Source organism: Campylobacter aviculae (genome assembly GCF_005406215.1).
GTDB lineage: Bacteria > Campylobacterota > Campylobacteria > Campylobacterales > Campylobacteraceae > Campylobacter_D > Campylobacter_D aviculae.
The window spans coordinates 44,288-56,995 of record NZ_NXMA01000007.1; the positions used below are offsets into that span (position 1 = coordinate 44,288).

Consider the following 12,708-nt stretch of genomic DNA (forward strand, 5'->3'; position numbering starts at 1 on the left):
CTTTCCTATTTCAAAATAGCACTATTTTTGATTTTTGCTAAAAATTCATCTACAAGTTTTGGTGCATAACCTACGTAAGTAGTTGCGTCAAGCAAAACATCAATTTCTTTTTCTTTTAAAACCTTAGAAACTCTTTTATCGGCTAGTAAAACTTCTTTGAAGGTTTTTTGTTTTTCGATACCCAACATAGCGTTTTCATAAACGATTTCATGGGCATGTTGCTTACCGTAGTGATCACTTAGAGCAAACATAACGCGTTCTGCTAAAACAAAACCATGAAGAGTATTTAAATTTTTAAGCATTTTATCTTTCTTAATTTCTAAATCACTTAATGCAAATTTCATATTAGCTAAAACTACAGAAAGCATTAAAAATATTTCAGGTAAAAGCTTCCATTCCATTTTCCAAACCTGCCCATCTCTTTCGTGTTCATGTCTTTCTATATCGCTAAGTATGGCTAAATTTGCTTTTAAAGCATTGCTTACCGTAACAGCATTTTCGCTGACCGCAGGATTTCTTTTATGAGGCATAGTGCTAGATCCTACTTGACCTTTTCCAAAAGGTTCTGCTACTTCATCAATTTCATTGTGTGAAAGTATGAGAAGTTGATGAGCGATTTTGTTAAAAGTTGCATTGATATTGCCTAAAACATACCCTAATTCTATAAAACGATCGCGTGCAGGTTGCCAAGAAATATTTGGCACACAAAGACCTAAATTTTCTAAAGTTAGTTTTTCAACTTCATTAGCCTTTTCGCTTAAACTTGCTTTAGTTCCAACGGCTCCTACAATACTTCCAACATAAAGTCTTTTTTCAAGTTCTAATATTCTTTCAAAATGACGATCAAGTTCGCTAAGCCAAATAGCAACCTTGTGTCCAAAGGTTATAGGTAAGGCTTGTAAAGCTAAAGTTCTTCCCATCATCGCAGTATTTTTGTGAGTTTTAGCAAGTTTTACTAAGGCTTTTGCAATAGCTTTTACTCTTGCTTGATGATTTGCATGGCTTCTTTAAATTGCAATACAATGCCTGTATCAATGATATCTTGAGTGGTAACTCCAAAATGAACAAATTCTCCCAAATTATCCTTACAAGCTTTTTCTAAGCCTCTTACTGTAGGAACTAGGGGATGCTTTGTTTTTTTAAATTCTGCAAAAATAAATTCCATATCCATAAATTTATAATATGCTTTTTTAGCTATTTCATCGGCTGCTTTTTTAGGGATGATTCCAAGTTTTGCTTGAGCTTTTGCTAAAGCTGCTTCAACATCAAGCCATTTTTGGATGCGATTTTCTTCGCAAAAGATAGCACGCATCTCTTGAGTGCTCCAAGAATCTGCTAGTAATTTATGATCAAATACGCTTATTCCAGTCATTTTTTCTCCTTTTTAATTTTTTCAAAAGCCTGTTCTAAATCAGCTATAAGATCTTTGGTATCTTCTAATCCTATGTGAAATCTCACAAATGGACCTCTCTTACTCCAATCACTTGCAGTTCTAGGAGGGGTTGTTACTGTGGCTAAGCTTTCATATCCACCCCAACTTGCCCCTATGGAAAAATATTTTAAATAATCCACAAAAGCAATGGCATCATTTTGATCATATCCATCATTGAATTCTATAGTGATCATTCCATTGCTTCCTTTATGATCGCGCATAAAAATTTCATGATTTGGGTGAGATTTAAGTTTTGGATAAAAAATAGTTTTGATTTCTTTTCTTGTTTTTAGAAATTCAACTATTTCATCAGCACTTTTTTCATGAGCTTTCATTCTCACATCTAAAGTTCTCATGCCTCTAAGTACTAGATACACATCATCAGGGCTTGTAGTAAAACCAAAAGCTTCCGGAAGTTCGTTGAAATTTTTCCATTCTTTTTGGTTGCAAACTACTATACCCATGGTAACATCTGAATGTCCGCTTAGATATTTTGTTGCCGCGATAACAGAAATATCAACCCCAAGCTCTAAAGGATTTAAAAAATATCCACTTGAATAAGTATTATCAATGGCAACTGGGATATTATGAGAATGTGCAATTTTGCAAAGCTTTGGCAAATCAATTATTTCATAAAGTATAGATCCTGGACTTTCACATAAAATCAGCTTAGTGTTGGCTTTGATTTTTTCCTCTACATCGCTAGCATCAGCCTTTAAAAAATCAACTTCAACACCTATTTTTTCTAAAAATTTGTCACAAATAGTTCTAACCGGTCCATAAATTGCGTCTGTGATTAAAAAATGTGCGTCTTTGCTTGCATAATTTAAAAGCACCATAGCTAAAGCTGCAAGTCCAGTAGGGAAAAGTTGAGCTCTATAACCACCTTCTAATTCACAAATGAGTTTTTCAAGTTCAAAATTAGTAGCAGTTCCTCTTGCTCCATAGCTTAAAACTCTTTCAGTTTTTCTTAATTCTCTGTATTTTTGCCAAGTTGCATGATCTTTAAAAAGTATAGTCGATGCACGCATTAAAGTTGGATTTACCGATCTTACCTCGGCATTTTGATCGCCTCTTCCTTGATGGATTAGCTTGGTTTTTGGTTTCATTTTTTCTCCTTTTTAAAGATAAATATAAGTCATTATGATATTAACAATACTTGCTACTAGCATAGGAATAGCCGTTCTTTTTACTACTGCAAAGGGACTCTGTTTTGTCATAGCAGATATCGCTAAAATCGCAGGAGCAATAGGACTGACACATCTTCCAAAACCTGTCATGATTTGGATGGGTGTTATCATAGAAATGGTTTCAATTCCAAAATGTTTTGCTATATTTGGGATAAGCGGAGCAAAACTAAAAAACGCTGCATTTCCTGAACCCATTAAAAAGGCACAAAAAGCAAGAAGTATGGAAACAGCTATAATGATAGCTAGCACTCCAAAACCTGCATTTTTTAAAATTTCTATTAAGGTATCTACAAAACCTACTGATAAAAGCCCATTAGCAAATACCTGACCACAAACAATGAGCGAAACTGTAATCACAAATAAATGCCCCATTCCTTTAAAGAAAATCATTATTGAATTTAAAGTTTCAATAACGCTTTTATAGCGCATCATCTCAAAAATAATGGCTATAAAAGTTGAAATCATCATAGCAACAGGAACATTAATTTTAATACTTGATTGATAATGAATTTGCAATAAAGCCAAAATACTATCAAGTACAGAACTAAAACCTAGGATTAAAATCAAAGGTATGATCGGTAAAAGAGCATATATCTTAGGTGGTTTTTTGATTTCTTTTTCTTTGTTTTCGTTTAGTTCTTCTTCAGCTTTTTGAGGATCAAAAACAAAATGTTCTTTTTTATCAAAAAAATAATTGCAAAGATAGATAGAAATACCTACAGCTATAATAATAGGCAAAGTTGTAGAAAGTTGATAATGAACAAAATAAATTGCTGGGTCGATATTAGCTACCTTTGAAGCCATGATCACATTACCACTTCCAGGCCCATGATCGATATATTGACAAATTGCAATCACACTCAAAGCAGAAAGTTTAGACACTCCTGTTCGAACTAGTATTGGATACATTGTTACCATAAGCAAAAGTGCTAAACCAGCATGAGAGGGTATAAAAAGAACTAAAAGTTGAGTGATAAAATATGCAAGTATGAGTAAAACATAGGGCGATTTTACCATTTTTAAAGGCTTTTCAAAGACTTTAAAAAGCGCATAAGAAGCTCCAACATGATCCATATACGCAGAAAAACCAGCTATACACATCAAAGTTAGTCCAAGACCTGCTAAAGTGCTTGATAAAGTTTGATTAAAAACTTCGAAAATATCGAAAAATCCTAAATTTAAAGATCCTTTTTTAAGGATAGGATGTCCTAATTCGTAAAAATCTATGCTTTTTAAAAAACTATAAATTTGCGATGGGGGGGGGTATTTGGTTCTGGGAACATATGAATTAAAAATGCGGCAATTGTTGCCACGCCAAGTAATAAAAATCCACTTAAAAGCAATGCCATATGGGCATTGACTTTTTTATAAAGCATGAAAATAAGTAAAAAAATACTTACAAATGAAAAAATAAGGCCTAGCATTTTTTATCCTTTTGAGGCAATAACCTCTATCTCCACCTTAGCTCCTTTTGGTAAATCTTTAACAGCAAAAGCACTTCTTGCAGGATAAGGAGCTTGGAAAAATTCGGCATAAACTTCATTAAAAGCGACAAAATCGGAAATATTAGCTAAAAAGCAAGTCGTTTTTAACACTTTATCATAAGCAATTCCATTTTCTTCTAAAATGGCCCCAATATTTTTTAAAGATTGTTTAGTTTGTTCTTTTATATCTTCACTTTCTATTTCCCCTGAATTAGGATTGATAGGAAGTTGCCCAGAAATAAATAATAGCCCATTTGCTTCTCTATAAGCCGAGTATGGTCCAATAGCTTTTGGATAATTTGACATTTTTTCTCCTTGAATATTAAATTTATTATTGTTATAATAGAATATTATCATTTTAAGAATAATTTGTCAATATTTTATTATTATGATAATAAAATATTATTTTTTATAATTTTAATCTTTAATAAGATAAAGGAAAGATTTAATGGATGAAAAACAAAAGGAACAATTCATTAAGCTAACGAAATTTTTAGGGCAGGTTTTAGGCAAACAATATGAAGTTGTTTTTCATGTTATAGACAAAAAAGGTGCTTATATTGCTGCTATTGAAAACAGCCATATTAGTGGTAGAACTCTTGAGTCTCCCTTAAGTGCTTTTGCAAGTGAACTCATACAAAAAAAAGCTTATTTAAAAAAAGATTTTTTATATGATTATAAAGCTTTAATTGGAAAAAATAAGCTTGTAAGAGGATCAACTTTTTTTATAAAAAATGCTGATAAACTTGTAGGAATTTTGTGCATAAATCACGATACTAGCATTATAAGAGATGCTGTTTGTAAGATTATAGATATAGAAAAGTTAGATGATATGGGTGAATTTTTAAGCCAAGATGAGAGTAGTAATTTGGAAATGAATGATTTGGCTAATGTAGAAACGTTAAGCCGTTCTATAGAGGAAATTTTAGCTCAAAATATTGATATGAATTATTTAAATTCAAATTACCAGCTTAGCGTTACACAAAAAGAAGAGATCGCAAAAACCTTATATGAAAAAGGTATTTTTAATATCAAAGGTGCTGTGTCTATCGTTGCAAAATTTTTAAAAATTTCAGAACCTAGTGTTTATAGATATCTTAAAAAATTTAAAAATTAGGAATTTTATTCTATTTTAATACCATCATTTTTTATAAAAATAATCACGATAAAATTTTATCGTGATTTAGATTAACCCAACTAGATCCTTATTATTTTAAAAAATATAAAATGATAATAAATTTCAAAATAAATTTAGCTTAATAATATTATAATAATAATTATCAAAATAAAAAAGAGGGTGTTATGTCAGTTTTAGTTATCGGTGCAGATGAAATCACTCCTATAAAAGCAGTTTTATATGATTTAGGTGCTAAAAAAATTGAGCATTGGAACGCACGTAATGAAAATAGAGTTAATCGCAAGCCTATTCCTTGCGATACAGAGTGTATAGTTATGCTTACGAGTTTTTTAAATCATAACACAATGAAAAAAATCAAAAATGAGGCAAAAAAAAGAAAAATTCCATTAGTATGTGCCAAAAGAAGTGTTAATTGTGTATATTGTGAATATTGTAAGATTTTTAACTTGGATAAAGAAAATTCTTGCACTAAGGAGTTTTAATGTTGTTCGGCTTTAACCAGAATCAAGATATTATTCCTGAAATTTATAGCTCCTTAAATAAGCAAGATCTTATAATGACTTTTTTAATTCAGTATAATTTTTGCGTAGATGAAAAACTAAAAATTCCGCTTTTTTACGGAAAGAATGCTAAGAGTATTCGTGATGTTTTTGAAAAATTTATTTATGATATTTCTCATGTTCATTTTGGAAAAATAAAAAATATTTTCAAATTGAGACTTAAAGCAACAAATAAGGGATTTATTTTTAAGACAAAAAGCGTGAAAAAATATAATCTAAAACAAATTTTTAAAAATTATTATTATGGAATGTGTTTTAATACTCATAATTTATTTTGTGATTATGTTTATAATAAAATTTCTAAGCAAAATATAGATAGAGTAGTCGATCAAAAAGATAACCTTATTATCGTTGATCAAAAATGTGCAATTTTACCACTTTGTAAGGAAATAGATATACATAATTTAGAAATTGAAAATGAAATTCATAAATTATTAACTTTAATAAGAGAAAATAATTTTGATAGATTTTATATAGTTTGTCCGCGTAATGAAAATTTTACGCATTTTATAGAAATCAAACATTTTTTGTGTGATTTAAATAAAACTATGTTAAAATTAGTCCCATATAAAATATCAAATCAACTTATAAGGAGGAAATAATGTCAGTGGCAGTAGTTTATGGAAGTGCTATGGGTAATACAGAAGGTGCAGCGAATATGATCGCTTCAAAATTGGGAATCAGTGATGTATTAAATATCGCAGATATTGATGCAGCTAAAATCAATTCCTATGATAAACTCATTTGTGGAACTTCTACTTGGGGAAGTGGAGATTTGCAAGATGATTGGGATGGTTTTGATTTTTCAGGACTAAGTCTCAATGGAAAAACTGTAGCGGTTTTTGGTATGGGTGATAGCGAAAGTTATTCGGATACTTTTTGTGGCGGTATGGGAAAATTGGCTGAAAATTTAAAAAATGCAGGAGCAAATTTAGTTGGTGAAGTTTCAACCGATGGTTATAATTTTGAGTCAAGTGATGCAGTAGTAAATGGTAAATTTGTAGGACTTGCTTTGGATAATGATAATCAAGAAGATCAGACAGAAACAAGAATTGATGCTTGGTTAGAGCAAATTAAATCTTATTTTGCATAATTTAAAATATCGACTTTTATGTCGATATTTTAAAATTTTTTATTTTAACTTACCTCCGCTTTTTCAAAACCTATACTTTAAAGCAAAAATCGTTTTTTTATAGAAAAAGATAAAAAAATAATAAAACCAAAATATATCTTCATCTCAAAAAGAATGTTGTTGAGATATAAAATAACAAGTTTGATTTGGATTGCAAAAATAGTAATCAACCTTGTTTTATTGCTTCTATCATGACCTTTGCCTTGCATTCTGCACAGCAATAAAGTGTTTTAATTTTATTTTGATCTTCTTTAAATTTAGGTTTCATAAGTTCTGCTATTTTTTGCACAGCTTTTTTAGTAGCAAATTCTTTTCCGCATTCTATACATGCAAAAAGTTCATCTTTTGCCATCGTTTGATATTCAAAAAACTTAGGATTGAATTCCATTCCACTTCTTGTTAGCTTTAAGGTATCTTTTTCAGCACAGCTCATTTCACAATACCCACAAGTAGTGCAAAGCGAAGCATTAAATTTTAAAGCATTTTCTTTATGATCTGCGATTAAAGCCCCTACATTACAAGCTCCAACGCAAGAAAGACAAAGGGTGCAAGTTTGAGTATTGATTTCTATTTTACCATATCTTATCCAATCTCCGCTTTTTAAAGAACCAAAATCATCATTTTGTATAAGTTTTTGCATTCTTTTAGAAAAATTTTCTCTTGTGCTAAGAGTATTATTATGAAATTCAAAATATAAATCTTCTAAAAATTCTTGTTGCTTTAAATGAGTATTTAATTCTTCATTAGCAATAAAAATAGCTTTTTTATTAAATTTTCTCTCAAAAAAAGTATTTAAAAGTTCTATAGTTTCATAATTTCCTTGAGATAGTGTTTGAGTGAAAAAGACTATATTAGCACCGCTACTTTGTAAAAGAGCTAAAAAATGCATAGGAGTAAGCCATCCATCTTTTATGATTAGCGGTAGGGTATTTTTTGGAAGTTCTAAATTTAAATTTTCTAGAGGAATTTTTTCTGAAATGAGTAAAATTTTATTTTTTTTAAAAAAGTTGCAAATTTCAAAAAAGCTGTTTCTAGGTAAATGAGTGCTGTCAAGCGATCCGCTAGGGCAAATGCTAATACAAGAACCACACTCCAAACAATCTATTTGTGAAAAAATTAGATTTTTATTTTCATCATCTTTTAAAATAGCTGTTGCGGGACAAATTTCAACACATTTAGCACAATGCTCACTACGCCTTGAATGATATTGGCATATATTTAAATCATAGGAAAAATAATTTTTGTAAGTGTAATTTGGGATAATACTATTTAAAAATTCAAGCAGAGCTTCTTTATTTTTAAAATTTTGCATATCATAACAGCCACTTTGCCTTGAAAAATCCTTTCTTAAGCATTGGTGATTGAAAATTAAAATATCAAAATCAATTTCTATTTCATCGGATATTATCGCACATAATTCTCCTATAGTCCCAAAAATACCTTTGACTTCTTCATTTTTTAAAGCAATAACTTTAAAATCATTTTTTTTCAAAAAATTAGCAAGTTCTTCTTCTAGATCAATAAGAATAATGCGTTTTTGAATGGGTTTATTTTCCTCAAAATCAAGTCCAAAATCATAAATATGATTTCTAATTTGATAGAGTTTTAAAATATTTTTAGCTTTTTCTAAGGCATCATCTTGAGAATTTCTAAGGTAAAAATTAATTTCTGGAGCGTAAATGCTAGATTTTTGTTTTTTATCATTAGAGATTAAAACTTCTATATCTTTATTTGTTTCCCAAATTTCAATTTCATCAGGCAAGGGGATTAAATCTTTGTTTTTTATAAAAACAAATTCTTTCATTAAGTTTTTCCTCTAAAAAATATTTTTTAAATTTTATGTTAAAATAACCAAATATTTTCTTAAGGTTTAAGATGGACAAAATAAAAAAATTCCCACAAATTGGAGCTTTAATCGAGGATGAAACTTTAAAGGAATATCCTTTTTATTTAAGGGCTTATTTTTGTAAAAATATCGTAGCTAATCTTAAGGCTTTGGGTGAGAATAGCTGTGAAAAAAATATTCTTTTAGAAAAAATAAAATCAGAAATTCAAAAATATCTGCGTAAAGATTTACAAAGTGTGATCAATGCTACAGGTGTGATTATCCATACAAATTTGGGTAGAAGCGTGATTGATGAAAGTATTTTTAATCAATGTAAGGATCAAATTTGTAATTATGTAAATCTTGAATTTGATTTAGAAAATGGCAAAAGAGGAAGTCGCTACGCTTTAGTGCTTGAGAAACTTAAAATGCTTTTTGAGTGTGAAGATGCTTTAGTGGTTAATAATAATGCTGCAGCGGTTTTTTTGATTTTAAATTCTCTTTGTTTAAATCAAGAAATTATTAGCTCTAGAGGTGAATTAGTCGAAATAGGTGGAAGTTTTCGCGTGCCTGAAGTGATTAAGGCTGCTGGAGTTAAGCTTAAAGAAGTTGGAACAAGCAATAAAACACATTTAAAAGACTATGAAGAAGCTATCGATGAAAATACAAAGCTACTCTTAAAAACACACAAATCAAATTTTGCCCTTATAGGTTTTCAAAGCGATGTAAGTATTGTGGATCTTGATAAATTAGCTAAAGAAAAAGGAATTTTAACGTATTATGATTTAGGATCTGGATGGTGTGAAAATTTAAATAAAGAATTGGCAAAAAATGAACCTATGATTAAAAAAGTGCTTAAAAATTGTGATATTTTAAGTTTTAGCGGTGATAAACTTTTTGGTTCTGTCCAAGCTGGAATTATACTGGGAAAAAAAGATTTGATTGAGAAGATTAAAAAAAATCAGCTTTTAAGAATGCTAAGAGTGGATAAAATCACTTTAGCACTGCTTAATGAAACGCTTAAGACTTATCTTGAAAAAGATTATAATAAAATCACCACTTTAAGACTTTTAAACGATGATATTAAACATATAGAGCAAAAAGCTTTGTGGGTACAACAGAGGATTAAATTTGAAAGTGAAATTAAAAATAGCAAGAGTTTAGTTGGAGGTGGTTCTATGCCTGATAGAACTTTAGAAAGTCGCGTTTTATCTTTTAAGGGCAAGGCCTTAATATTACAGGAAAAATTCAGAGAAAAAAATATCATAGGTCGCGTTGAAAATGATAGTTTTGTTTTAGATTTTAGAACGATTAGGGAAAGTGATTTGGATACTTTGATTCAATTGATTAATTCTATGGAAGATTGATGAATTCTTTACTTATTGGAACTGCAGGGCATATTGATCATGGAAAAACTTCTTTAATTAAAGCCTTAAATGGCTTTGATGGCGATAATTTAAAAGAAGAAAAAGAAAGACAAATTACAATCAATCTAAGTTTTTCGGATTTAAAATTAAAAGATAAACACTTTTCTTTTATCGATGTTCCAGGTCATAAAGATTTGGTTAAAACTATGATTAGTGGAGCATTTGGTTTTAGTGCTTGTTTGTTTGTTATTGATATTAATGAAGGTTTAAAAGAGCAAAGCATAGAGCATTTAGAAGTACTTGAAATCTTAGAAATTAAAGATATTATTATCGTATTTAGCAAATGCGATTTATGCGAAAATTATAAGGAACGTGGGCAAGAAATTTTAAAAAAGTTAAATTTTACCCCCTTAAATGTTTTTTACACATCTATAAAAGATCAAGCTAGTATCGATGTTTTAAAAGATTATCTTTTAAATTTAAAAGATAAAAATGCAAAAGATGATTTGATTTTTCGCTATTACATAGATAGAATTTTTTCACTCAAAGGCATAGGAACCGTTGTGACAGGTAGCTTAAATGAAGGAAAAATCAGTGTTAATGAAAAAATTATTTGCTTGGATAATCAAAAAGAACTTTTGATCAAAAATATACAAAATCATGATCAAGACTGCAAAGAAATCAGAGCCTTTAACCGTGTGGCATTGAGTTTAAATTGTGATCATAAAGATTTGAAAAAAGGTTTTGTTTTAAGTAAGAAAGGTGTTTTTAAAGGATTTTTAGAATGCGATGTTTTAATCAAAGCTAAAAGAGGATTAAAAAATGAAAAAATGCTTTTTTGTGTAGGAAGTAAAAGTGTAGAATGTAAGCTTACAATTTTAAAAGAATTAGACAATGATGAATTTTTTGCCCATCTTGTTTTTAAGACCCAGCTTTTTTTATGTTTTGATGAAAAATTTATCTTACTTCAAAATAATCGTATTGTCGGGGGTGGTAGAATTTTAAATCCCGTAAGTGAGCCTTTAAAGAAAGAATTAAAAAATAAATTATTATTTTTACTTAAAAATAGAGATTTTAAAGCGGTTTTTAGTTTTTTAAAAGATATCCATAAAACGGGTTTTGGTTTGCTTTCTAGCTATCAAAGATTTAAATTACTTCATAAAGAAGCTTTGGATTTGGCAAAGAAATTAAATGGGGTTTTTGTGGATGAAAAAAATCTCAATGTTTATAATCTTTTAGCTTTGGATGAATTTAAAAAAATGATTATTTTTATACTAGATAAAAATCCTTATGCTATGTTTTCTCCGACTTCATTATCTTTAAGAATTTCTTGGGCGAGTGTGGAATTTTGTGAATTTGGACTTAAAAATATGCAAAATTTTCTTGATTTTAAAAATGGAATATATTTTAAAAAAGGGATTGACTTTGAAAAACTCAAACAAAGAAACAACAATGAACTCTATGAAATATTAAAAAAACAAGGCATTAAACCACAAGCTCCTTATAATCTTTATGAAGATTTAGATCTTGATCGAAAAAGTGGCGATGAAATTTTAAAAAAACTCACCCAAGAAAAGTTGGTAATCAGGCTTTCGCATAATCTTTTTGTGGAAAAAAAAGCTTTAGAACAAATGATGCAAGAATGTTTGAAAATTTTACAAACAACAGAGCTTGATGTGCAAAAAATGAAAGAAATTTTTCATTTATCAAGAAAATACGCTATAGCGTATTTAGAGTATCTAGACAAAGATGAAAGGGTACAAAAAAAAGATGAAAAAAGATTTTTAAAAACAAATATTTAGAAAATCATTATACAATAAAATTTATATTTTATTTTTAAGGAAGATAAATGAGAAAATTAAGCTTAATTTTGGCTTGTTCGGCGTCTTTGTTTGCTGCAAGCAATAGTGAAATCAGTGATTTTTATTCAAAAAGCATTAAAATGCAGTTCCCAAATGCTACTGTGAGTGTAAAAGATCGTCAAAAAGTTGGAAATACGGGATTTGAAAGCGTGATTGTTACCGTAACGGTAGATGGACAAAAACAAGATCAAATTCTTTTTACAAAAGACAATATTATAGTACCTGATATTATCGATTTAAAAACAAGAACTTCTTATGCACAAGAATATGAAATGAAAAAATTTCAAGAAGCAAGAGAAAATTTTGCTAAAAATGCTAAACCTGTAGCACAAAAAGAAAAAATGGTGATTGCTATGGGTGATAAAAGCAAGCCTGCAATGTATGTATTTTCTGATCCAGAGTGTCCTTTTTGCAGAGAGCAATTGACTCAAATTAAAGATGAGCTTAAAGATTATCAAATCAATTACATTTTAACTCCAGTGCATGGAAAATCTGCTTTTGAAAAATCAGCACTCATTTATAAAGAAGCTAAAAAAGCTAAAAATGATGATGAAAAAATAGCGATTTTAAAGAAATATTACAATCCAAACATTAAAAATTATCCAAAAGTGAGTGATACTGAATTAAAGCAAATATTCTCTCTTTACGAAAAATATCGTGCTTTAGGGCTTAGTGCTACTCCGACTATTATAAAATGAAAATTTTTGTTTTTGTATTT

General features: G+C 29.3%; 10 protein-coding genes and 2 pseudogenes. 7 read left to right on the forward strand and 5 right to left on the reverse strand.

Features of this window, described 5'->3' with window-relative positions; genetic code table 11:
- Window positions 1–5: 5 nt before the first annotated feature.
- From purB to CQA76_RS04865, 4 genes and pseudogenes are all read right to left on the reverse strand, one after another.
- Window positions 6–1,372, reverse strand: a pseudogene (gene purB / locus CQA76_RS04850) (adenylosuccinate lyase).
- Window positions 1,369–2,541: a cystathionine beta-lyase gene (metC, locus tag CQA76_RS04855; protein WP_137622318.1), complete on the reverse strand. Its 1,173-nt coding sequence runs from the start codon at window positions 2,539–2,541 to the stop codon at window positions 1,369–1,371. The pseudogene purB and the gene metC overlap by 4 nt, the downstream one beginning before the upstream one ends.
- A 12-nt stretch (window positions 2,542–2,553) precedes the next feature.
- A pseudogene (gene dcuC / locus CQA76_RS04860) lies at window positions 2,554–4,046 on the reverse strand (C4-dicarboxylate transporter DcuC).
- 3 nt (window positions 4,047–4,049) lie between these two features.
- The gene (locus tag CQA76_RS04865; RefSeq protein ID WP_137622319.1) at window positions 4,050–4,412 is read right to left on the reverse strand and encodes a Rid family detoxifying hydrolase; all 363 of its coding nucleotides are present in this window, start codon (window positions 4,410–4,412) and stop codon (window positions 4,050–4,052) included.
- Window positions 4,413–4,554: 142 nt separating this feature from the next.
- On the opposite strand from CQA76_RS04865, the gene CQA76_RS04870 reads away from it, so the two are divergent.
- The 4 genes from CQA76_RS04870 (at window position 4,555) to CQA76_RS04885 (ending at window position 6,897) form a co-directional block, all read left to right on the forward strand.
- On the forward strand, window positions 4,555–5,223 hold the full coding sequence (locus CQA76_RS04870; RefSeq protein WP_137622320.1) for a helix-turn-helix transcriptional regulator: 669 nt from the start codon (window positions 4,555–4,557) through the stop codon (window positions 5,221–5,223).
- A 185-nt stretch (window positions 5,224–5,408) separates the two neighbouring features.
- Window positions 5,409–5,726 carry a DUF2325 domain-containing protein gene (locus CQA76_RS04875; RefSeq protein WP_137622321.1) on the forward strand — a complete coding sequence of 106 codons (318 nt, stop codon included), beginning with the start codon at window positions 5,409–5,411 and terminating at the stop codon, window positions 5,724–5,726.
- Window positions 5,726–6,406: a hypothetical protein gene (locus CQA76_RS04880; protein ID WP_137622322.1), complete on the forward strand. Its 681-nt coding sequence runs from the start codon at window positions 5,726–5,728 to the stop codon at window positions 6,404–6,406. The genes CQA76_RS04875 and CQA76_RS04880 overlap by 1 nt, the downstream gene beginning before the upstream one ends.
- A complete protein-coding gene (locus CQA76_RS04885; protein WP_137622323.1) occupies window positions 6,406–6,897 on the forward strand; it encodes a flavodoxin in 492 nt (163 codons plus the stop codon). Before CQA76_RS04880 ends, CQA76_RS04885 begins: the two co-directional genes overlap by 1 nt.
- 205 nt (window positions 6,898–7,102) lie before the next feature.
- Here the strand turns inward: CQA76_RS04885 and CQA76_RS04890 are convergent, their stop codons facing one another.
- Complete coding sequence (locus CQA76_RS04890) at window positions 7,103–8,740, reverse strand: 4Fe-4S dicluster domain-containing protein (RefSeq protein ID WP_137622324.1); 1,638 nt, start codon at window positions 8,738–8,740, stop codon at window positions 7,103–7,105.
- Window positions 8,741–8,811: 71 nt separating this feature from the next.
- On the opposite strand from CQA76_RS04890, the gene selA reads away from it, so the two are divergent.
- The 3 genes from selA to CQA76_RS04905 are packed head-to-tail and all read left to right on the forward strand — an operon-like array spanning window position 8,812 to window position 12,688.
- Window positions 8,812–10,128 (forward strand): L-seryl-tRNA(Sec) selenium transferase, encoded by a 1,317-nt coding sequence (gene selA / locus CQA76_RS04895; protein ID WP_137622325.1) that lies wholly within the window; start codon window positions 8,812–8,814, stop codon window positions 10,126–10,128.
- Window positions 10,128–11,930 carry a selenocysteine-specific translation elongation factor gene (selB, locus tag CQA76_RS04900; protein WP_137622326.1) on the forward strand — a complete coding sequence of 601 codons (1,803 nt, stop codon included), beginning with the start codon at window positions 10,128–10,130 and terminating at the stop codon, window positions 11,928–11,930. The genes selA and selB overlap by 1 nt, the downstream gene beginning before the upstream one ends.
- A gap of 47 nt (window positions 11,931–11,977) precedes the next feature.
- Window positions 11,978–12,688 carry a bifunctional thiol oxidoreductase gene (locus tag CQA76_RS04905; protein ID WP_137622327.1) on the forward strand — a complete coding sequence of 237 codons (711 nt, stop codon included), beginning with the start codon at window positions 11,978–11,980 and terminating at the stop codon, window positions 12,686–12,688.
- The last annotated feature ends 20 nt before the right edge of the window (window positions 12,689–12,708 follow it).

Excerpts from the sequence above, each read along its gene's own strand:
- metC (WP_137622318.1), bottom strand. The coding sequence starts at position 2,541 with ATGAAACCAAAAACCAAGCTAATCCATCAAGGAAGAGGCGATCAAAAT.
- CQA76_RS04865 (WP_137622319.1), bottom strand. The coding sequence starts at position 4,412 with ATGTCAAATTATCCAAAAGCTATTGGACCATACTCGGCTTATAGAGAA.
- CQA76_RS04870 (WP_137622320.1), top strand. The coding sequence starts at position 4,555 with ATGGATGAAAAACAAAAGGAACAATTCATTAAGCTAACGAAATTTTTA.
- CQA76_RS04875 (WP_137622321.1), top strand. The coding sequence starts at position 5,409 with ATGTCAGTTTTAGTTATCGGTGCAGATGAAATCACTCCTATAAAAGCA.
- CQA76_RS04880 (WP_137622322.1), top strand. The coding sequence starts at position 5,726 with ATGTTGTTCGGCTTTAACCAGAATCAAGATATTATTCCTGAAATTTAT.
- CQA76_RS04885 (WP_137622323.1), top strand. The coding sequence starts at position 6,406 with ATGTCAGTGGCAGTAGTTTATGGAAGTGCTATGGGTAATACAGAAGGT.
- CQA76_RS04890 (WP_137622324.1), bottom strand. The coding sequence starts at position 8,740 with ATGAAAGAATTTGTTTTTATAAAAAACAAAGATTTAATCCCCTTGCCT.
- selA (WP_137622325.1), top strand. The coding sequence starts at position 8,812 with ATGGACAAAATAAAAAAATTCCCACAAATTGGAGCTTTAATCGAGGAT.
- selB (WP_137622326.1), top strand. The coding sequence starts at position 10,128 with ATGAATTCTTTACTTATTGGAACTGCAGGGCATATTGATCATGGAAAA.
- CQA76_RS04905 (WP_137622327.1), top strand. The coding sequence starts at position 11,978 with ATGAGAAAATTAAGCTTAATTTTGGCTTGTTCGGCGTCTTTGTTTGCT.